This window comes from Xanthomonas fragariae, assembly GCF_017603965.1.
In the GTDB taxonomy this organism is placed as follows: Bacteria; Pseudomonadota; Gammaproteobacteria; order Xanthomonadales; family Xanthomonadaceae; genus Xanthomonas; species Xanthomonas fragariae_A.
Genome location: NZ_CP071955.1, coordinates 997450 through 1018416, shown reverse-complemented (window position 1 = coordinate 1018416; position 20967 = coordinate 997450). Strand labels below are relative to the sequence as shown.

The following is a 20967-nucleotide window of genomic DNA, read 5'->3' as shown; positions in this document are numbered from 1 at the left end:
TGTGATGACAGAGTGATCAAAGTCCGTACGTCTGCAGGCCGAAAGTATACGTAGGCAGCATCCTGCTCTGTATGCTGCGATCGGACTGGCATGCAACGGTCCCGGGAATGGAAGAGCGATAGCGCCTTGGTGTGCCTGGCAAAATGCAGCGAGCAGTCGCCGGGGGGGTGCGAACGGCGTGTAAGGAACCGCAGTGTATGCGTGGTAAATGTCGATTCCGAGCAGCGGCCGCGCCCGCTTGGTGGTGAGCGCAGTCGTTTTGTTAACCCCTCTTGACCGGATCGATGCTAGCAGGGCGCCCGCCCGACGCTCAAGCAGCGAATGCGTGCTTTGCGCAATGTGTTGCGTGCGCAATGGTGCTGATATGCGCGACGAACCAAGCGCGACATCGCGCACCCACGCGATCGTGCCAATGCCAACGCGCTTGATATGCACAGCTCCAACGCATTGTGTATCGACGATCCCGACCACCTCCCTCACACCGCGTCCCTGTGACCGTAACGCGTTTTGCACAGGCAAAAACGCAATGCTTGAGCCCCCTTAATGCCGGCGTGCCGGCGCACTCGAGACTCTACATGCGACGTCCAGCAAGCGCGGCTTATGCCAATCCCTCCCGCATCCGCCAGGGGCGCCCGTCCCCCCGCGGCGCCGTTTTCGACGGCAAAGGCACTAATTTCGCGCTGTTTTCTGCGCATGCCACGCGTGTGGAGTTGTGCCTGTTCGACGAACAAGGCAACGAGACGCGCATCGATCTTCCCGAATACACCAACGAAATCTGGCACGGTTATTTGCCCGATGCCAGACCCGGCCAGCGCTATGGCTACCGCGTGCACGGCCCGTACGAGCCGACCGAAGGCCACCGTTTCAACCACAACAAGTTGCTGATGGATCCCTATGCTCGCGAGCTCGATGGCGATCTGGTGTGGGCCGACGAACTCTACGGTTACACCGTGGGTCACCCGGATGGCGATCTCAGCTTCGACGAGCGCGACAGCGCGCCGTTCATGCCCAAGTGCGTGGTGGTCGAAGACACCTACGACTGGGAAGACGATGCGCGCCTGCTCAAGCCGTGGAACGAAACGGTGATCTACGAGACCCACGTACGCGGCTACACCATGCGCAACCCGCAGGTGCCGGAAGCTATGCGCGGTACCTTTGCCGGCCTGGCGCAGCCGCAGGTGCTGCAATACATCAAGGATCTGGGCATCACTGCGGTCGAATTGTTGCCGGTGCATGCGTATCTGGACGACCAACATCTGCTGGACAAGGGTCTGCGCAATTATTGGGGCTACAACACCATCGGCTTTTTCGCGTTGAAATCACGCTATCTGGCCAGCGGGCATCGCGACGAGTTCCGCGACATGGTCAAGGCCATGCACAAGCAGGGACTGGAAGTCATTCTGGACGTGGTCTACAACCACACCGCCGAAGGCAGCGAGCTGGGCCCGACGCTGTCGTTCAAGGGCATCGACAACGCAAGTTACTACCGCCTTGCCGAAGACAAGCGTTACTACATCAACGACACCGGCACCGGTAACACGCTGAATCTGAGCAATTCGCGGGTAATCCAGATGGTCAACGATTCGCTGCGCTACTGGGCGGGCGAAATGCATGTAGACGGATTCCGCTTCGATCTGGCAACGATTCTTGGACGCGAGCCGAGCGGTTTCGATCAGCGCGGCGGCTTTCTGGACGCGTGCAATCAGGACCCGCTGCTGTCGGAGGTCAAGCTGATTGCCGAGCCGTGGGACTGCGGCCCTGGCGGCTACCAAGTGGGCCATTTCCCGCCGGGTTGGTCGGAGTGGAACGACAAGTTCCGCGACAATGCGCGCGAATTCTGGAAAGGCGAAAACGGCAAGCTCGCCGAGTTTGCCACCCGCTTTACCGGCTCTGCCGATCTGTTCGATCGCCGCGGCCGTCGTCCGTGGGCGTCGGTCAACTTCATCACTGCGCACGATGGCTTCACCCTGCGCGATCTGGTGAGCTACAACGACAAACACAACATCGACAACGGCGAAGACAATCGAGACGGTTCGTCCAACGACGGTTCGTGCAACTACGGCGAAGAAGGCCAGACCGATAACGCAGACATCCTGCAAATCCGCGAGCGGCAGATGAAGAATCTGCTCGCCACGCTGCTGTTGTCGCAAGGCACGCCAATGATGCTCGCTGGCGACGAGCGCGCACAGTCGCAAGGCGGCAACAACAACACCTATTGCCAGGACAACGAAATCACCTGGTTGGATTGGGAGAACGACCCGACCGATGGCCGTCTGATCGAGTTCGTCAAGGCGCTGACCAAGTTGCGCAAGCGCTATCGGATCTTGTCGCGCGGGCGCTTTCTCAATGGGCAATACAACCAAGAAGCCGGCCTGTGCGATCTCACCTGGCTCAATCCGGTTGGCACCGAAATGGACGATGCGCACTGGACCGATGCCGGCGCGCGGTCGGTGGGTTTGCTGCTGGAAGGCAAGGCACAGACTTCAGGCGTCAAGGAACTGGCCAATGACGAGACCTTACTGATCGTCATCAACGCCTACTACGAGGGTGTGACCTTCACCCTTCCCTCCTCCGAGGAGCCGCTGCACTGGAAGCTGGTGCTATCGACCGACGAAGCATTGGAAGCGGACATGATGCCGGCCGGCGCCAGCCAATTCCTGGCGCCGCCGCGCAGCGTGTCGGTGTTCGAGTGCAAGAGCGATCAGTAACGCTTGAGCGGTGAAACAAGCTCGCTGCCTGCCGATGTTCGGCGGTGGGCAGCGAGCTTTTTCGTTTTTATCGCTCGGAAGCGAAGCCTCGTCTTAGCACTGCTTTGCGCAGGCCAATGCCGACGACCGAGCGGGCGGGCGGGCGGGCGGCGCATTCAATTGAATCGACGGCACTTGTCCTGAATTCACTCCATGATATGGATCTATCCTCGGACACAATGCTGCCGGATCGATGGATTCAAGCTGCGGATTTTGGTCAAAATAGTGATGTCTATGGCGTAAATGCTCAAACTTTCCGCATACAGTGCGACGCATAAAACCGGCAGTCTTTCGAAAACAATGCAGGTCGGCGATATGCAGTAATCAGCATTTATCGACGAGCAAAACACACGCCGCCGGAGAAGCAGGATATTGCATGTAAAGAGCACGCCTATCGCGAGCAACCGCCACTGCCTGCTCCCTCAAAGCACAGAAATAACCATCGTTCAAGCCCTGATGCGCTAAAAATTCGCTGCAGCGCGTTGTACGCATTGCCCTATCGATCCAAGACTGCCCAAAATAGCTGTAAACCGGAAAAACTCAGCCCGGATACAGCGGGAAGGGCTTGTCAGGGTGATTGGCCTTCCATTCTTTGTAAGAACTGGTGCCTTCCCATGCCTTGAAGGCACGCGGTTTGCGGCCACGCCCAGACCAGGTCTCGCCGGAGTGCGGAATCCAGTACTTGGCCACGACTTCGCCAGTAGACGACAGCTTGCCCCTGGACTTGCCGGTCATGGCCAATGAAGCGATTTGGGATTTCTGCTTTGTGTTGAAACGGCTGCCGAACTGCGTCAGCACCTCGATGACCTGATCGAAAGCTTCCAGCGTCTGGGCATATTTCAGTTGGGCTTCTTCCTGCTCGAGCTTGCGCAGCTCTTCCAACAATTGGGCTTTGGCGGCGGCGGATGAAGCGGACGTAACCTGGCGCATTGGCAAAACTTAAGGTTGGACGGGTCAGCGAGTATTGCCGCTACGCCGCTTAGCGTAAAGCGTTCGGGGCTGCGCGGGTCTGCTGGCGCTCAGCGATGGCGCAGCAATGCGTGCTCGCGGGCCATACCGATCCGTCCAGCCCGGATCAGTTCGCTGCAAGGTTTGCCGGAGAATGGGACCCGTGGCGCAGAAAACCGCTGCACTACCTGCTTCAGATCGCCGACATTGATCGACCAAACATGGCAAACCGCCTCGCCCAGCTCTTTGCATCGGCCGCGCCCGCCTTGCGGCGGCGCAGTCGTTTTGTTAGCCGCTCTAACACCCGCCGAGTTCCGTGATCAACATCGACCGCAGACTTGTCATTCTCTGTGGCACTGAAATTGCGGGGAGTCGACAAATGCGGGTGTACATCCACGGCCTGGCTCTGGCCGGCAACAGCCAGCACATAAAGCCAAATAGCAGTGGCATCGCGAAGATCGCCAAGAGCATATCAAGCAAGCCCTTTGCCAGTGATTTTCTTCAGTCGCTCATGACGATATGCGTACCAAAACGGTAATGCCCTCGGCACGCTTCCGACCAGCAATATCGGCGCTATCACTCTTACGCGCCACAGGTCGATCCTTCACTTTTTCGATCGAAGACTTACAGCGCCCGATGCTTGGCTTCACCAAAGAACGGCGTGTGGTGCGCGCAGTCATTGAGACGTACCACTTCCAGGTGATCCACGTCATCGCCTTGGAGCAGGTTGAGCGTGGTCGGCGCCTGGCGGAAGGTCCATAACTTGGACAGTGGCAGGCCCAGAATCTTGCACAGGATCACGCGGTTGACCGCGTCGTGGGCGACCACCAGCAAGGTCTCGTCTGCGCCCAGGCCATCGGCCGCGCGCATCAGGCCGCGCCAGCTGCGGTCGAGCACCTGCCGCAACGATTCGCCGCCAGGCATCAACACAGTGTCGGGTTCTTTGTGCCAGGCACGCAGACGTGCCGGGTCTTTGTCGTTGATCTCGCTGGCCAGCAGGCCTTCCCATTCCCCGTGCGCGATTTCCTGCAGGTCGGCATCGGTCTGCAACAGACTCGCGCGTGTGCTGCCGAGTGCGAGCTTGGCGGTGGCCTGCGCGCGCGACAGCGGCGATGCCACCGCGCGGTCGATCTGCAGCGATTGCAGGCGTGCGCCGAGCGCAGCGGCCTGGCCTTCGCCGACCGGCGACAGCGGGATATCGATCTGGCCCTGGTAACGGCCTTCGGCGTTCCACGGCGTCTCGCCGTGACGAGCAAGCAGGATGCGCATGCGCGAGAGATTCCTTGGGAAGGGACCGACGTGCCTTGCGGCCAGACGGGAGCGGCATGATACAGCCCCGCGCTCTCCATGGTTTGCGTTGGATGGCTGTTATCGACGCATGACCGAAACGGTGCGGGCTTTTCGCCCGCCTCCTTGCCTTGCGGCCATCCGCGCCGCTTGCGCCAGCCAGATGCCCGCGCAAGCGAACGTGGCGGATCAGCAACTCAGACGCGACCGAACGCTGGGTCGCTGCGGCTAGGCTTGCCGGTTTCCAGATGCCCGGCTAGTCGGCGGCGGAATGTCGCGCCCGGCTGATCGAGGACAACGTCATACCAGTGATCGCTTGCGGCCAGTGCCAGACGGATGGTTTCGCGCTGACCTGCAGCCAGAGGCAACGACCGCACGGTCGGAGCCGCGTAGTCCAGCGCGCGCAATTGCAACGTGCACGGCTGGTGCCCGGCATTGCCGATCTCCAGCACCAACACTTCGCCGTCCTGCCGCGCCTCCAACCACGGCGCCGCCGATTGCCTCGCAGCGGCAGCAAGTTCGCCAGCGAATTCGCGCAGGAATCCATTCGGTCCATGCACGCTCAATGCATAGCTGCCGTTGTGCGCAGCGCCGACCGGCACATCGTCCAGCTGCGTGCCGGGCAGCACGGTGTAGTACCAAGGGCCGCCATTTGCAGTGCTGCTGTAGACGTTGAATGCGGCCGCAGCAGCACCGCTGTTGACGAACTGCAACTGCACGTGGTTTTCGTTGTGCACGCGCGCATGCACCTGCAAGGCGTACGGCAGCGCGCGCGCCGGACGTTGGCCGGGTTCTTGCCGCGGCATGCTGGCCGCTATCGGCGGCACCGGCAACGGCTTGTTGCCGATAGCCGCAGTGCGTGCACGATAGTCCGCGATCGCAGGAAATGCGCTCAGTGCCGAATCATCGGGATTGCGGAAATCGAACACGCTGGTGAGATCGCCACTCACCGCACGACGCCATGGGCTGATGTTCGGCTCGGCGACGCCGAAACGGCGCTCCAGCAAACGCAGCACCGAGGTGTGATCGAACACCTGCGAATTGACCCAGCCGCCGCGCGTCCACGGCGAGATCACCAGCATTGGCACGCGAATGCCCAGCCCGATCGGCAGACCTTCGTAGACTTCGCCACGTGTATCGACATTGCTGCGGCCCATGCCTGCATCCAGCGCCGGTAATGGCGCTGGCACGTGATCGAAGAAGCCGTCGTTCTCGTCGTAGTTGATGATCAGCGCGGTCTTGGCCCATACGGCGGGATTGCTGGTGAGCGCATCGATCAAACGCGCGACCAGCGATTCGCCGTAGGCCGGCGGCGCTTCCGGATGTTCGCAATACGCAGTCGGCGGAATGATCCAAGACACCTGCGGTAAGCGGTTGGCTTGTACATCGGCGGCAATTGCGGCGACCAGATGATCGGCCTGCGTGGTGGCCGCATTCTCTGCAGTGGAACCGGGCACGCAGGCACGTGCGCGCCGATAGCGTTCGTCGCTGGGTTGCAGATCGCGATAGTGCGAAAAATACGCCAGCGGATTGCAGCCGAAGTTGTCGTACTCCTGGTACACGCGCCAATCCACACCCGCGGCCTGCAGACGTTGCGCGTACGTCATCCAGTCCATCGCGGCATAACCGGGCTTGTCGCGCAACATGTCGGCAGTGGAGTTGCCATCGTCGGCATTGGTCACCGCTTGCGCACCGACATTTCCCACGCTCGGGCCGCTGGTGCCAGTGAACAGATACATGCGATTGGGATTGGTCGGCCCATGCAACGAGCAGAAATAGCCATCGCAAATGGTGAAGGCATCGGCCAGTGCGTGGTAGTACGGAATGTCGTGACGCTGGAAATAGCCCATCGTCAATTCACCCTTGTAAGGCACCCAGGCGTCGTATTCGGCCCAGCGCGCCGGGTCTTGCCCGTGTCCGGCTTTCCAGGAGTGATCCAGGCTCTTGATCAACGGCGCGCAGGTGTTTTGCGAGTCGAACGCGAATGGCAGCAGGCGGCGACCATCGGCTGCCGGCTGACTCCACACCGGGTGACCATCGCGCAACTGTAGCGGGCGCGGGTCGCCGAAGCCACGCACGCCGCGCAGTGCGCCGAAGTAATGATCGAAGGAGCGGTTTTCCTGCATCAGGATCACCACATGCTCGATGTCGCGCAGCGTGCCGGTACGCGAGTTGGCCGGCAGCGCGAGTGCACGGCCGATCGAGGACGGCAAGGCGCCGGCAGCGGTCAGCGCGGCGACGCGCTTGAGGAAATTACGGCGCGATGGGGAAGACGTCATGGGTGCAGGGCCTACCAGAATGCGTGTGCGTTGCCGCGCAGCGCGGCTGGAGACAACACGTATAGCGGGCGATTGCGACAGTTTTGCGAAAGTGACCGTCATCAATTTTTCATGATTCATTGACAATCTGCGTCACGAAACGCCGGTTCTGCACCGTGCGTCCGCTCTCAAGCCGTGCCCCAACAGGACTCCCCTATGACTTCCGCTCGTCGCTTTCACGTCACCCCGCTGGCGCTTGCCCTGGCGGCCCTGCTTCCCGTCATGGCGCAGGCCACCACGCCGGTTGCCGATCCGGTTGCGATTGCCGACACACCGGTTGCCGATGCACAGGCAACCGGTGCCGATACCGCAACCAACGCTACCCAACTGGATGCGATCAACGTGGTGTCGCAAGGCAGCACCCGTCAGGTGCAGCGCATCAGCCGGCAGGACATCGAGCAGTTGACACCGGGCAGCAGCGCCTTCAAGGCAGTCGAGAAACTACCGGGCGTGCAGTTCCAGTCGGCCGATCCGTTCGGCACCTACGAATGGTCCACGCAGGTGACGTTGCACGGCTTCGATCAGAGCCGGTTGGGTTACACGCTCGACGGCATTCCGCTCGGCAATATGAGCTACGGCGTGACCAATGGCCTGCACATCACCCGCGCCATCATTTCGGAAAATCTCGGCTCGGTGGAAATTGCGCAAGGTGCCGGCGCGCTCGGCACCGCATCCAACACCAATCTCGGCGGCACCATGCAGTTTTATTCGGCCGATCCGCAGACCACGCCCGGCCTGCGGCTGGTGCAGACGGTCGGCAGCGATGCCACACGACGCACTTTCGTGCGCGGCGACACCGGCGATCGCAATGGCTTGTCGGCATACCTGTCCTACGCCAACGCCAGTACCGACAAGTGGAAAGGCTTTGGCGACCAGCAGTCCGAGCAGGCCAACCTCAAGACCGTGTACCAATGGGGCGACGGCAACCGTTTGAGCCTGTTTCTGGACACATCGCGCCGTAAGGAATACGACTACATGGATCTGTCGTTGACCAGCCAGCGTGCGCTGGGCTGGGACTACGATTATCTGCAGCCGGATTGGGCGAGCGCGGTGCAGATGGCACGCGCCTACCAGACCACCGGCGCGACCAGCGGGGTGGCCAACGGCTATCCGCAATCGCTAGCCGGCCTGCCCAGCGATTACAGCTGGCTCGATGCCAGTTACTACGCTGGCGGCGGTTTGCGTCGCGACAACCTGGCAGGGCTGTCAGGCACGTTCGTGTTCGGCGGCGCCACGCTCGATGCCACCGGTTATTACCACGGCAATCGTGGCGAAGGTCAGTGGGCGACACCGTATGTACCGACCTCGGCGCAGATCCCGGTATCGATGCGTACCACCGACTACGGCCTGACTCGTTTCGGCGGCACCAGCGCATTGAAGTGGTCGTTGGGCAACCACGATCTGGAAGCCGGCGTGTGGGCAGAAAACGCACGTACCACGCAGCAGCGCAATTATTTTGCGCTCGGTAACCAGGGCTATACCTCGCTGTATAACGTGTACGAAACGCAGACCCCGTTCCGTCGCGACTTCCTGCAACGCTACACCACGCAGACCCGCATGCTGCACCTGCAGGACACCGTGCGCCTGCTCGATGACCGCCTGACGCTGAATTATGGCGCAAAGGCGCTCAGCACCACCACGCGCGCGCAATCGCTGGTGCCGACCACCGCGCTGGCACAGGGCCGCATTCGCGCCGAAGGTCATTTTCTGCCGCAGGTCGGCGTGAACTACAAACTCGACGATCGCCAGGACATCTACGCGTCCTACAGCAAGAACATCGCCGCATTCGGCTTCACTCCGTTCGCCACTTCGCAAGCGGCCTTCAACCGCAGCCGATCCACGCTGGAGCCGGAACAATCGCAGACCGTGCAGGTGGGCTACCGCGTGCAGGATGCGCAATTCCAGCTTTCGGCCGACGCTTATTTCACCAAGTTCTCCAACCGCCTGCTGACCACTTCGCCGTGTACTGCAGTGCAGACCTGCGCCTCGATCCTGAGCAATGTCGGCGCCGTGCATAGCGCCGGTGCGGACCTAGCCTTGATGTGGCGCCCGGTCGAAGGCCTGAGCTGGTTGAACTCGCTGTCGTGGAATCGCTCGCGCTATCAGGACGATTACCTCAACAACGGCCTGGTCGCCACCTCCGGTAAAGACGTGGTCGGCATCCCGGCGTTGATGTTCTCCTCCAGCGCCAGCTACCAGCTTGGCAACCTGCGCCTGGACCTGGACGGCAAGTATGTCGACAAACGCTACATCACCTTCCTCAACGATTCGCAGGTGCCTTCGTATTGGTTGTTCAATGCGGGCGCGCGTTACGACTTCGGTCGCGTGGGCGGGGTGGCCGATGTGGCGCTGGCGCTCAACATCACCAACCTCACCGACAAACGCTATTTCGCAAGCACCGGCACCAACGGCTACGTGGCCTCCGATCCGGACGGCTATAACCAGACCATGGTGGTGGGCGCACCACGGCAGTACTTCATGAGTCTGGATGTGAAGTTCTGAGCAATCGGCGCGTAACAGCGCCACTGTATTAGAGCGGCTAACAAAACGACTGCGCTCACCGCCAGGCGGGCGCGGCCGGTGCTCGGAATCGGCATGTACCACGCGTACACTGCCGTTCCTGTGCTGCGCCGTCCGCACCCACCTGACGACTGCTCGCTACGTTTTGTTAGCCGCTCTTAGTCCCGCTCCTGCCGGGGGCGAAAAGGCACTGCGCGGCGCGCCATCGACGCGGGGCTGGGAGCGCCTGCGTCGCAGCGCAGGCCTGGGCACGCAGCGGTAGTTGAGGTGAGGATACGGAAGGCACTGGCTCTGGCACTAGCTCTGCATTCGGCAGTCGGCGGTTCACCTTCCTGGCGCGCGGCGACGCGTTTGGCATCGCTGGCTAGCGCAGGTCTCTGAGGCGCACCCCGCATATAATCGTCGAATTACTTTCACTCAGCAGGTCCGGCAAGATGGCGCAGACGATGAAGGCGCTGGTCAAGCGCGAAGCGAACAAAGGCATCTGGCTGGAACAGGTCCCCGTGCCGACGCCCGGCCCCAACGAGGTGCTGATCAAGCTGGAAAAGACCGCGATTTGCGGCACCGATCTGCATATCTATCGGTGGGACGAGTGGAGCCAACGCACAATCAAGCCCGGCCTGACCATCGGCCATGAGTTCGTCGGCCGCGTGGCCGAGCTCGGTTCGGCGGTGACCGGTTACCAAGTCGGCCAGCGGGTGTCGGCCGAAGGCCACATCGTGTGCGGACATTGCCGCAACTGTCGCGGCGGCCGCCAGCATCTGTGCCCCAATACGGTGGGCATCGGCGTCAACATCAACGGTGCGTTTGCCGAATATATGGTGATGCCGTCCAGCAACCTGTGGCCGATCACCGATCAGATTCCGTCCGAACTGGCCGCGTTTTTCGACCCCTATGGCAACGCCGCGCATTGCGCGCTGGAGTTCGATGTCATTGGCGAGGACGTACTGATCACCGGCGCCGGCCCGATCGGGATCATTGCGGCGGGTATCTGCAAGCACATCGGCGCACGCAATGTGGTGGTCACCGACGTTAACGACTTCCGCCTCAAGCTGGCCGCCGACATGGGCGCTACGCGCGTGGTCAACGTGTCCAAGACCTCGCTCAAGCACGTCATGGCCGACCTGCACATGGAAGGCTTCGACGTGGGCCTGGAAATGAGCGGCAATCCGCGCGCGTTCAACGACATGCTCGACTGCATGTACCACGGCGGCAAGATCGCCATGCTCGGCATCATGCCGCGCGGCGCCGGCTGCGATTGGGACAAGATCATCTTCAAGGGCCTTACCGTGCAAGGCATCTACGGCCGCAAGATGTACGAGACCTGGTACAAGATGACCCAGCTGGTGCTGTCGGGTTTCCCGCTGCACAAGGTGCTGACCCACCAGTTGCCGATCGACGATTTCCAAAAGGGTTTCGACCTGATGGAAGAAGGCAAGGCCGGAAAGGTCGTGTTGAGCTGGAACTGATCAACCGACACGTGAGACACACACAAGGCGCCTTGTGTGTGTCTCACCGCTGGATTATCGACAACGACGTCGTCAGCGATGATGGCCGCACGCACCTGGTATCGCTGCCCGAACAAACAGAGACGCGGCACAGGCCCGCATCGTCGTCGAGCAGCGCAGGCGGGTAGCTCTGCGCAGCAGCGCAGGCGTCAGCACGCTCTCAATGGATCGCCCTTATGGCCAGGTGACCGTCGCAGTAGCTACCAGATGGCTCTGCGAATTCTGTCGACCGAAGCCGAATTCTGCCGCTTTGTTGGTGTCGTAATAGCCCACGCTCAACCCGAGCGGACCGAAGGCCTTGCCCACGGTCACTCCAAAATCGTTGTAGTCGTGGTCCACCTGACTCAGCACGGAGGTATAAACGCTGTGCCCCGCATGCGCACCGAAAGTGAAGTCGTGCGGCAACGACCAGTTGGCATCCAGCGCATAGTAATAGCCATCGGTCTGGGTGCCGTACAGATCGTTGGTGTAGGCAACGGTGAGACTGTAAGTCTTCAGCAACGTGGTCTTGGTGATCAACTCGGAATAGCTGGACGCGGCTGCTCCCAAAAACTGGTAGCGGTTGACCATCACGTCGAAGTTCCAATTGGTGCCTAGGTCGGTGTTGTAGCCGACAAAGCCGTCCACTTCCCAATCCGGGTCGCCGGCGACGTTGGATGCCCAGGTGCCGATGTACAGCCCGAACGGCGTCTTGTAGGTCAATCCGGGCTGAAACGCGGGCTCTTCATTGGTCTGCGAGATACCGCGGAACAGATAGTCGCTGGTCACCGCAAAGGTGCCACTGAACGGCGAGGCGGGCGCTGCTTGGTCTTGCGCCTGCGCCAATGGAACAACACCTACGAACAACAACGACAGACAACAAGCGAGTGGGGACGGCTTCATTGGGCATCTCCTGGAAACGATGGGGTGGTAGGGTGGCGCGAAGTGGTGCTGCCATGACTTAATTAGTCCAACTTTCATTGCAGCGCAACATAAAAGTCGCGCTCGCTTGATCCAGCGCACATCATTTGGAAACTGATGGTGCGTGCCAGGGCTGTGTCCTATCGACCGCCTGCGCGGAATCTCGATGCACTAAATTCGGGATTCGGGATTGGGTGATTTGTAACGGCCAAAGCGAACGGCGCCGCATGCCTTGCGACTCCCTGATCTCTACTTCCCAATCCCCAATCAAATACCGACTCCGGTTGGTGTTGAATCACGCCGGAAAGACGCCGTAATGCCGCGCTGCCAGCCGCAACTGCTGCCCAGGCTGAAAACTCCCTGCCGAGGCCGGCAGCTCCACTTCCACCTCGTTGCCTTCCGGCTGCAGCGTTGCGCGCAGGCGCAAGCGCGCCCCGCTGCGCTGCGACCAGGCCACCGTTGCCGGCCAACCGGCGGCGTCAGGCACCAGATCTTCCGGCCGTACGTAGACCTCGACAGGGCCAGCCGCGAGCGCGGCGCTGGCTGCAGGCAACACGTGACCCGCCACCCGGATCTGACCCTGCGCCAGCAGGCCGGGAATGCGGTTCACCGCGCCCACGAATGAGTACACGAACGGCGAGGCCGGCTTGTCGTAGATCAGCGCCGGGGTGTCGAGTTGCTCAATGCGGCCATGGTTGAGGATCGCCACCCGGTCGGCCAGCTCCAGCGCTTCTTCCTGATCATGAGTAACGAAGACCGTGGTCAGGCCTGTGCGTTCGTGCAGTTCGCGCAGCCAGCGGCGCAGGTCGCGACGCACCTGCGCATCCAGCGCACCGAAGGGCTCGTCCAGCAGCAGCACGCGCGGTTCGATCGCCAGCGCACGCGCCAACGCCACGCGCTGCCTCTGGCCACCGGACAGTTGAGTGGGATAGCGCTGCTCCAGACCCTGCAATTGCACCAGCGCAAGCAATTCCTCGACGCGTGCGCGGATGCGCGCTTCGGGCCAACGCTCGTTGCCGCGCCGCACCCGCAACCCGAAAGCGATGTTTTCGAACGCGTCCATGTGCTTGAACAGCGCGTAGTGCTGGAACACGAACCCGACCCGGCGCGACTGCACGCTCATGCGAGTGGCGTCTTCGTCGCCGAACAGCACCTGCCCGCCATCGGCGTGCTCCAGCCCGGCCATGATGCGCAGCAAGGTAGTCTTGCCCGAGCCTGACGGCCCCAGCAAGGCCAGCAATTCGCCCTGGCGCACGTCCAAGGTGATGTCTTCCAGCGCGGTAAACGTGTCGAACTGCTTGCGCAGGCGGTGGATGCGAATGCCCATGTTCACCTCAGTGGCGGTGGTTGGCGGCAAGCGAATCGCCATGCCGCCATTCCACATACGTTTTTAGCGCCAGCGTCAGCAGCGCGGTCAATGCCAGCAGCGAGGCGCATGCGAACGCTGCGCTGTAGGCGTATTCGTTGTAGAGAATTTCCACGTGCAGCGGCAGCGTATTGGTACGGCCGCGGATATGCCCGGACACCACCGACACCGCACCGAACTCGCCCATCGCGCGCGCCGCGCACAACAGCACGCCGTACAACAGACCCCAACGGATATTGGGCAGTGTCACCCGCCAGAACATCTGCCAGCCGTTCGCGCCCAGGCTCAGCGCGGCCAGCTCTTCATCGCTGCCCTGCTGCTCCATCAGCGGCATCAGCTCACGCGCGATGAAGGGAAAGGTCACGAAGGTTGTCGCCAGCACAATCCCCGGCAGCGCAAACACGACCCGTGGCAGCTGGATCAGCGTTTCGCCAAGCAACGGTAACGGCACGTGCCAGCCTTCGTCGATCAACGGCCACGCCCAGCCGCTGCGGCCGAAGATCAGCACGAAAATCAAACCTGCCACCACCGGCGAGACCGAAAACGGCAAGTCGATCAGGCTGATCAGCAGGCGTTTGCCAGCGAACTGGTGCTTGCTCACCGCCCACGCCGCCGCCACGCCGAACACCAGATTCAACGGCAGCACGATCGCGGTCACGATCAGGGTCAGCTTGATCGCCGACAACGCGTCCGGGTCGACAACCGCGCGCAGGAATGTCTCCCAGCCGCCGCGCAAGGCCTCGGCAAACACCAGCACCAGCGGCAGCAGCAGGAACGCCAGCAAGAAGACCAATGCGCCCAGAATCATCAGCCACTGCACCCAGCGCGGCTCGTTGGTAGCCGAGTCGGTGATGCGGCGCGCTTGCGTGGTCGCCGCATGTGTCTGCTGCATGGAGGGCAGCGACGAAACAATATCGTTCATGCGGGTCTCCGTTGATAGCGCAGCAGGCGTGCCTGCAACGTATTGACCAGCAACAAGATCACAAACGACAGCAGCAACATCGCCGCTGCGATTGCGGTGGCGCCAGCGTAGTCGAATTCTTCCAGCCGGATGGTGATCAGCAGCGGTGCGATTTCGGTGGAGTTGGGCAGGTTGCCGGCAATGAAGATCACCGAGCCGTATTCACCCACGCCGCGCGCGAACGCCAGCGCAAACCCGGTCAAGACTGCCGGCCAGAGTCCCGGCAATACCACCCGCCACACCGTCTGCCAGCGCGACGCGCCCAGCGTGGCGGCAGCCGCTTCCAGTTCGCGCTCGCTCTCGGCCAGCACCGGCTGCACCACCCGTACCACGAACGGCAGGCCCACGAATACAAGCGCCAGCACGATACCCAGTTGGGTGTAGGCCACCTTGATGCCGATCGCTTCCAGCCAACGGCCAACCCAACCATTGCCGCCGTACAACGCAGTCAAGGCGATACCGGCCACAGCGGTCGGCAACGCGAACGGCAGGTCGATCACCGCGTCGAACAAGCGCTTGCCGGGAAAGCTGTAGCGCACGAATACCCACGCCACCCAGGTCCCCATCACCGCATTGAAGGCGCCAGCCACGAACGCGGTGCCGAAGCTCACCCGCAGCGCCGACAGCACGCGCGGCTCGCTCCACACCCGCCACAGGCCATCCCAGCCCAATCCGCTGGTCTTGAGGAAGATACCCAGTAGCGGGATCAGCACGATCAATCCCAGCCAGGTCAAGGTGATTCCCAAGCTCAAGCCCAGCCCTGGCATGACGCGCCGGCGCAATGAATGCACTGGATGGGGTGCAAGGGGTGCAACCGGCATCTGCATTGCCTACTTGTTGGCCTGGATCTGATCGAACACGCCACCGTCGGTGAAGTGTTCCTGCTGCGCCTTGTCCCATGACCCGAACGCTTGCCGGATGGTCACCAGCTTGATGTCAGGGAAACGCGCCAGGTCTGCCGCATCGGCAAATTCCGGATGCCGCGGGCGATAGAAATGCTTGGCCGCCAACTTCTGGCCTTCCGGCGCGTACAGATAGCGCAGGTAGGCTTCGGCCACGTCGCGGGTGCCGTGTTTGTCGACGTTCTTGTCGACCAGCGCCACCGATGGCTCGGCCAGGATCGACAGCTTCGGCACCACGATCTCGAACTTGTCCTTGCCCAGTTCTTCGCGCGCCAGCAGCGCCTCGTTTTCCCAGGCCAGCAGCACATCGCCAATGCCACGCTGCGCGAACGTCGTGGTGGCGCCGCGCGCGCCGGTGTCCAGCACCGGCACGTTGCGGAACAATGCCTGCATATAGCGCACGATGCGCTCGCGGTCGCCCTTGAAGATATGGTCTGCGTAGGCCCAGGCGGCCAGGTAGTTCCAGCGCGCGCCGCCGGAGGTCTTGGGGTTGGGCGTCACCACCGAGACGCCCGAGCGCAGCAGGTCCGGCCAGTCGTGAATGTTTTTCGGATTGCCTTTGCGCACCAGAAACACAATCGTCGAGGTGTACGGCGCGCTGTTGTCGGGCAGACGCGTCTCCCAATCGCTGTCGATCAGCTTGGCCTTCTCGGCGATCGCATCCACGTCATAGGCCAACGCCAGCGTCACCACATCGGCCTCGATACCGTCGATCACCGCGCGCGCCTGCTTGCCGGAGCCGCCATGCGAGGTCTCTACGGTGACCGTGTCATGCGGATGCTGCTGCTTCCATTGCGCGGCAAAGGCGGTGTTGTAGTCGCGATAGAACTCGCGGGTGGGATCGTAGCTCACATTGAGCAGACCGATGTCGCGTGCCGCAGCCGTGCCGGCCAGGGCCAGAAAGCTGCATAAGAGGGTCGAAACAAGGCGGAAGCGGGGGTGGGGCACAGCAATCTCCTGGCCGGTTGGGCGAAGCTGAACAGCAAGCATGCCATGCTGCGCACCGGCACGCAGCCGGTAAAATGACATCCACGCCGCCGCTTATGCCGATTTTTGCATGACGTAGTGGTATGCCACTGTGATCATTAGAATTACTCCTCATTTCTGCTATTGCAATCGACATGGCCAATGCTCCCGCCGCGCTGACCGCCCACTACGCCGCCGAACTGGAAACGATCCGGTCCCAAGGCTTGTTCAAGTCCGAGCGCATCATCACCGGCCCGCAGTCTGCCCGGATCACTTTGGCCGATGGTCGCAGCGTGCTCAACTTGTGCGCCAACAACTATCTGGGCCTGGCCGACCACCCCGACATCATCCAGGCCGCCAAGGATGCGCTGGACACCCACGGCTTCGGCATGGCCTCGGTGCGCTTCATCTGCGGCACCCAGGATCTGCATAAACAGCTCGAAGGCACCATTGCCAACTTCTTCGGAACCGAAGATACGATTCTCTACGCGGCCTGTTTCGACGCCAACGGCGGCCTGTTCGAACCGCTGCTCGGCGAGCACGATGCGATCATTTCCGACGCGCTCAACCATGCGTCGATCATCGATGGCGTGCGTCTGTGCAAGGCCAAGCGCTTCCGCTACGCCAACTGCGATATGGCCGATCTGGAAGCGCAGTTGCAGGCCGCCGATGCCGCTGGCTGCAAGACCAAACTGATCACCAGCGACGGCGTGTTCTCGATGGATGGCTTTATCGCCCCGCTGGATGAAATCACCGCGTTGGCGCGCAAGTACAACGCACTCGTACATATCGACGAATGCCACGCCACCGGCTTTCTCGGCGCAACCGGCCGCGGCTCGGCCGAGGTCAAGGGCGTGCTGGACCAGATCGACATCTTCACCGGCACGCTGGGCAAAGCAATGGGCGGCGCCCTGGGCGGCTTCACCACCGCCAAGCGCGAAGTAATCGAACTGCTGCGCCAGCGCTCGCGCCCCTATCTGTTTTCCAATTCACTGCCGCCGCATGTAGTGGCCGCCGGCATCAAGGCGTTCGAGATGCTGGAAGCCGCCGGCGCGCTGCGCACCAGGTTGGTCGAGAACACCCGCTACTTCCGCGAGCGTATGAGCGGCGCCGGCTTCGACGTCAAACCCGGCGTGCATCCGATCAGCCCGGTGATGCTTTTCGACGCACCGCTGGCGCAAAAGTTCGCCGAGCGCCTGCTGGAAGAAGGCATCTACGCGATCGGTTTCTTCTTCCCGGTGGTGCCCAAAGGCCAGGCGCGCATCCGCATCCAGATCAGTGCCGCGCATACCCGTGAACACCTGGATCAGGCGATCGCCGCGTTCATCAAGATCGGGCACGAACTCGACGTCATCAAAGACTGATGCGCACGGTCCTGCGCCAACGGCTACTGCTGGCGGCGCGGACCGATGCGCAGGCGCACTTGTTCGACGGCAACTGGGATACGCGTTGCCTGCATTGCCGTCGGCGCCTGCAGGTGCGCGCCGACGGCGAACCGCTTGGACACGCCACGCTGGAACACGTGGTGCCGCAAGCCTGGTTCGGCCGTCGCGCTGCGGCAGAACTTTGCGCACTGGTCGGCGACGATGCGAATGCGGCACGCAATCTCGCCTTGGCCTGTGCCGGTTGCAATCACGCCAAAGGCCGTCGCCACGATTCCAACGGCGCTGGCGACACACGCGCCTTTGAAGTGGTGAGCGCTTTGCTCAACGCACGTCTGGCGCGCTGGCGGGACCCAACATCAGCGCCCTAACGTCCTCTGCGCTGAGCATCCGCCACGCACCTTTGCCCAACTCACCCATGGCCAGCGCGCCGATCGCCACCCGCACCAAGCGCAGCACGCCGATCTCAGCCGCAGCCAGCAAGCGGCGGATCTGCCGATTGCGGCCTTCATCCAGCACGATCTCCAGCCATGCATTGCGCTCGCCTTCGCGTAGCAGACTGACCCGTTTGGCGCGCAACAGCGTGCGATCGCCATCAGGATCAGGATCGATGACACCGCTTTGCAATTGCGCCAACTGCTCTGCACTCGGGCAGCAATCGATCTGCACGTGATAGGTCTTGTCCGGCCCGGTCGCGGGGTCGGTCACCGCCGCCGCCCATTGCGAGTCGTTGCTGAAAAGCAGCAAGCCTTCGCTGGCTTTGTCCAACCTCCCGACCGGGGCGATCCACGGCAACCCAGCGCCATCGAAACAGCGATACACCGTGTCCCTGCCATGCTCGTCGCGCACGCTGGTGACAACCCCACGCGGCTTGTTGAGCATTAGATAGCAGCGCGCCGGCTGGGCCAGCGGCTGCCCATCGACGGCGATGCTGGACTGCTGATCTGCGCGGATCGGAAATTCGGGGTCGCGCACCACGCGTGCGGACACACTGACGCGCCCTTCGGCGATCCAGCGCGTCGCTTCAGTACGCGAACATACACCAAGCTTGGACAACACGCGCGCCAGTCCATAGCGTGGCGCAGTGGCAGCAGGCCCTGCACCAGAAGCGCGTGAAGCGCTTGCCGATAGCGGGCCACGGCGACATCGCCGGGACGTGGCCGGCGCAGGCCGCCGAGTCATGCCGTCCCGACCGTGCCGTTTACTTGTTTTCGACCGACTTGGCATCGACAGCAGGTGTCGCGGTTGCAGCAGCCGGAGCCGGGGCGGCCACCGGGAGTGCCTTGACCACGCGCACTCCGCGCGCCTTCATCCAGGCATCGAATTCCTCGGCGGTCATGCGCTTGCCGTTCTGGCTCATGTCGAAGCGCCACGGCGTGTTGTCGAACGCGGTGGTGGCCTTGTAGGCGGCCGGATCGTTTGGGTTGACGGTGCCGCCAGGCGCAATGACCTTGGTCAGGTCCTGACAGCCTTCCACACGCAAACGCAGCAGCACGCGATCCACCGATTGCTCGTTGCTATAAGGCTGCGCCAGCACGCCGGTAGGCATGCCCAGTTGCACGCTGCGGGTGTAGAACTCGGCGGCCGCTGGCGCAATGACGGTGGCAGGCAACGGCAGCGGCGGGGACACCGTGCTGCCGGCACAGTTCGTAACGGCGTAGGCGGCGGGAATCAAAGCGAAACAGAGCAATCCTGCCGTGGCGGTACGCAGCATCGGGTTCTTCCAATTATGAGTGTGGTATTGCGCGGCGAGTGTAGGCAGCGATGAACGCTGTTTCAACCGGAACCGTGCCTGGATGGCAACACAGACAGGATTGGCGCTGGTTGATGACACATGTTGGGTTCTCTACAAAGACAAAACCCGGCGCAAGGCCGGGTTTTGTATGCAGCAAACTAGCGGTCCAATTAGTTCTGGACGTTCAGCTCGGTACGACGGTTCTTCGCGCGGCCTTCCGGATTGTCGGAACCATTCGGGTTGGCGTTCGGAGCAATCGGACGGCTCTCGCCGTAGCCGATCGGGCCAACCAGACGCGACGCATCGACGCCGTTCTTGGTCAGGTAGTCGTACACGGCAGTCGCGCGACGCTCAGACAGCTTCTGGTTGTACGCGTCGCTACCCTTCGAGTCGGTGTGACCAGCAACCTCGACCTTCAGGTCGGGGTAACGCTTCAGGATCTCGGTCGCTTCGGTCAGGATCGACACAGCGTCCGGACGCAGGGTCGCCTTGTTGAAGTCGAAGTTCACGCCCTTCAGGTCGATCGACACAGGAACCGGGCAGCCGTCCGGGCCGATGGTCTGGCCAGGCTGCGAAGCGGGGCATTTGTCGTCGCAGTTGTTGACGCCGTCATTGTCTTCATCAAGGTCTGCACAGCTCGGTGCGACCGGAGCCGGCGGCGGCGGCGGAGCGGTCGACGGAGCCGGTCCCAACGGGATCACGACGCCGACCGAGGCCAGCACGTCGCCGAACCAGTCTTCCTGCGGAGCAGCAACGCTCTGGTCGTTGAAGTCAGCGCGGTAGGCCAACTCGGCACGCACGGCGATGCGCTTGTCGAAGGTGGTTTGCAGACCGACACCAGCCTTGGCGGCAAAGTTGCCGTTTTTCTGCTGGCCCGGCGAAACCGGGTTCGGCGTTGCGTCGAACTCTTCTTCCGAACGCTGATAGCCCAGGCCGAACAGCAAGTAGGGGTTCCAACCGCGGCCTTCTTGGATGAAGTGGCGGCGCAGGTCGAACGAGATGCCGTACTGGCTCCAGTTCTGATCCTGATTGGCATCGAAATTCGGATTCTGATAGTTCAGCTCGCCGTCGATCGACCAGTTCGGGCTGACGAACTTGCCCAGACCCAGGGTGACGAACGGGGCATCATTGGTCAGACGATCACTGTCCTGGAAGTTGAAGCCAGCGCTACCGGTCAGGTACCAACGGTCATCGAACTCCTGCGCGGACGCAGCCTGGGCAACTGCCAGACCGCCAAGCAACGCGGCAGTGAGAATTTTCTTGTTCATTTATACAGCTCCTTCTTTGGGAGATAAACCGATAGAGGCGTCGTTCTTGGTAAAGATGCTCGTCACATCAAGAGCCATCGGGGCGCAGATTAAGCCGGGCTCAGTGAAGATCGCGTTAACGGTCATATAACATGTGAAAGCAATCACCAGACCCCGCAA

The 20967-nt window shown here is 62.0% G+C and carries 18 protein-coding genes and 2 other RNA genes; 8 read left to right on the top strand and 12 right to left on the bottom strand.

What is annotated here, in order from left to right; genetic code table 11:
* Positions 1-133: 133 nt before the first annotated feature.
* A non-coding RNA gene (locus J5I97_RS04735) (sX9 sRNA) lies at positions 134-210 on the bottom strand.
* A gap of 365 nt (positions 211-575) precedes the next feature.
* Between J5I97_RS04735 and glgX the strand changes: the two genes are divergently transcribed.
* The gene (gene glgX / locus J5I97_RS04730; protein WP_208589517.1) at positions 576-2708 is read left to right on the top strand and encodes a glycogen debranching protein GlgX; all 2133 of its coding nucleotides are present in this window, start codon (positions 576-578) and stop codon (positions 2706-2708) included.
* Positions 2709-3287: 579 nt separating this feature from the next.
* On the opposite strand, the gene J5I97_RS04725 is transcribed toward glgX, so the two are convergent.
* Entirely contained in the window at positions 3288-3677 is a 390-nt protein-coding gene (locus J5I97_RS04725) for an H-NS family nucleoid-associated regulatory protein (protein ID WP_208589516.1), read from the bottom strand.
* A 95-nt stretch (positions 3678-3772) separates the two neighbouring features.
* Between J5I97_RS04725 and J5I97_RS20505 the strand changes: the two genes are divergently transcribed.
* Together J5I97_RS20505 and J5I97_RS04715 are read left to right on the top strand one after the other, a co-directional pair.
* Complete coding sequence (locus tag J5I97_RS20505; RefSeq protein ID WP_238135641.1) at positions 3773-4015, top strand: hypothetical protein; 243 nt, start codon at positions 3773-3775, stop codon at positions 4013-4015.
* Positions 4012-4233 carry a hypothetical protein gene (locus tag J5I97_RS04715; RefSeq protein WP_208591866.1) on the top strand — a complete coding sequence of 74 codons (222 nt, stop codon included), beginning with the start codon at positions 4012-4014 and terminating at the stop codon, positions 4231-4233. The genes J5I97_RS20505 and J5I97_RS04715 overlap by 4 nt, the downstream gene beginning before the upstream one ends.
* An 86-nt stretch (positions 4234-4319) precedes the next feature.
* Here J5I97_RS04715 and J5I97_RS04710 read toward each other — a convergent pair whose 3' ends face one another.
* Both J5I97_RS04710 and J5I97_RS04705 read right to left on the bottom strand, forming a co-directional pair.
* Positions 4320-4964 carry a histidine phosphatase family protein gene (locus J5I97_RS04710; RefSeq protein WP_208589512.1) on the bottom strand — a complete coding sequence of 215 codons (645 nt, stop codon included), beginning with the start codon at positions 4962-4964 and terminating at the stop codon, positions 4320-4322.
* Between the two features lie 215 nt (positions 4965-5179).
* Positions 5180-7261 (bottom strand): phosphocholine-specific phospholipase C, encoded by a 2082-nt coding sequence (locus J5I97_RS04705; RefSeq protein WP_208589510.1) that lies wholly within the window; start codon positions 7259-7261, stop codon positions 5180-5182.
* 195 nt (positions 7262-7456) lie between these two features.
* Here J5I97_RS04705 and J5I97_RS04700 point away from each other — a divergent pair, with 195 nt between their 5' ends.
* The 3 genes from J5I97_RS04700 (at position 7457) to tdh (ending at position 11289) form a co-directional block, all read left to right on the top strand.
* Complete coding sequence (locus J5I97_RS04700) at positions 7457-9802, top strand: TonB-dependent receptor (RefSeq protein WP_208589502.1); 2346 nt, start codon at positions 7457-7459, stop codon at positions 9800-9802.
* Positions 9803-9895: 93 nt separating this feature from the next.
* Positions 9896-9974, top strand: a non-coding RNA gene (locus J5I97_RS04695) — sX9 sRNA.
* Positions 9975-10254: 280 nt separating this feature from the next.
* Positions 10255-11289, top strand: coding sequence for an L-threonine 3-dehydrogenase (gene tdh, locus J5I97_RS04690; RefSeq protein WP_208589494.1), 1035 nt, complete (start codon positions 10255-10257; stop codon positions 11287-11289).
* A gap of 213 nt (positions 11290-11502) precedes the next feature.
* Here the strand turns inward: tdh and J5I97_RS04685 are convergent, their stop codons facing one another.
* From J5I97_RS04685 to J5I97_RS04665, 5 genes are all read right to left on the bottom strand, one after another.
* Positions 11503-12210: a TorF family putative porin gene (locus tag J5I97_RS04685; RefSeq protein ID WP_208589486.1), complete on the bottom strand. Its 708-nt coding sequence runs from the start codon at positions 12208-12210 to the stop codon at positions 11503-11505.
* A 313-nt stretch (positions 12211-12523) separates the two neighbouring features.
* The gene (locus J5I97_RS04680) at positions 12524-13555 is read right to left on the bottom strand and encodes a sulfate/molybdate ABC transporter ATP-binding protein (protein WP_208591559.1); all 1032 of its coding nucleotides are present in this window, start codon (positions 13553-13555) and stop codon (positions 12524-12526) included.
* 7 nt (positions 13556-13562) lie between these two features.
* Positions 13563-14516 (bottom strand): sulfate ABC transporter permease subunit CysW, encoded by a 954-nt coding sequence (cysW, locus tag J5I97_RS04675; RefSeq protein ID WP_208589478.1) that lies wholly within the window; start codon positions 14514-14516, stop codon positions 13563-13565.
* Positions 14513-15382: a sulfate ABC transporter permease subunit CysT gene (cysT, locus tag J5I97_RS04670; protein ID WP_371885830.1), complete on the bottom strand. Its 870-nt coding sequence runs from the start codon at positions 15380-15382 to the stop codon at positions 14513-14515. Before cysT ends, cysW begins: the two co-directional genes overlap by 4 nt.
* Before the next feature lie 3 nt (positions 15383-15385).
* Entirely contained in the window at positions 15386-16486 is a 1101-nt protein-coding gene (locus tag J5I97_RS04665; RefSeq protein ID WP_208589476.1) for a sulfate ABC transporter substrate-binding protein, read from the bottom strand.
* Between the two features lie 92 nt (positions 16487-16578).
* On the opposite strand from J5I97_RS04665, the gene kbl reads away from it, so the two are divergent.
* Positions 16579-17787 (top strand): glycine C-acetyltransferase, encoded by a 1209-nt coding sequence (gene kbl / locus J5I97_RS04660; protein ID WP_208589474.1) that lies wholly within the window; start codon positions 16579-16581, stop codon positions 17785-17787.
* Positions 17787-18176 (top strand): HNH endonuclease, encoded by a 390-nt coding sequence (locus J5I97_RS04655; protein WP_208589465.1) that lies wholly within the window; start codon positions 17787-17789, stop codon positions 18174-18176. Before kbl ends, J5I97_RS04655 begins: the two co-directional genes overlap by 1 nt.
* On the opposite strand, the gene J5I97_RS04650 is transcribed toward J5I97_RS04655, so the two are convergent.
* The 3 genes from J5I97_RS04650 to J5I97_RS04640 all read right to left on the bottom strand — a co-directional run bounded on the left by J5I97_RS04650 (position 18130) and on the right by J5I97_RS04640 (position 20808).
* Positions 18130-18987: a pseudouridine synthase gene (locus tag J5I97_RS04650; RefSeq protein WP_208589457.1), complete on the bottom strand. Its 858-nt coding sequence runs from the start codon at positions 18985-18987 to the stop codon at positions 18130-18132. The two genes, J5I97_RS04655 and J5I97_RS04650, sit on opposite strands and share 47 nt — an antisense overlap.
* A gap of 19 nt (positions 18988-19006) precedes the next feature.
* Positions 19007-19519 (bottom strand): hypothetical protein, encoded by a 513-nt coding sequence (locus tag J5I97_RS04645; protein ID WP_208589455.1) that lies wholly within the window; start codon positions 19517-19519, stop codon positions 19007-19009.
* Between the two features lie 191 nt (positions 19520-19710).
* Positions 19711-20808, bottom strand: a complete 1098-nt coding sequence (locus tag J5I97_RS04640; protein ID WP_208589453.1) for an OmpA family protein — start codon at positions 20806-20808, stop codon at positions 19711-19713.
* Positions 20809-20967: the final 159 nt, after the last annotated feature.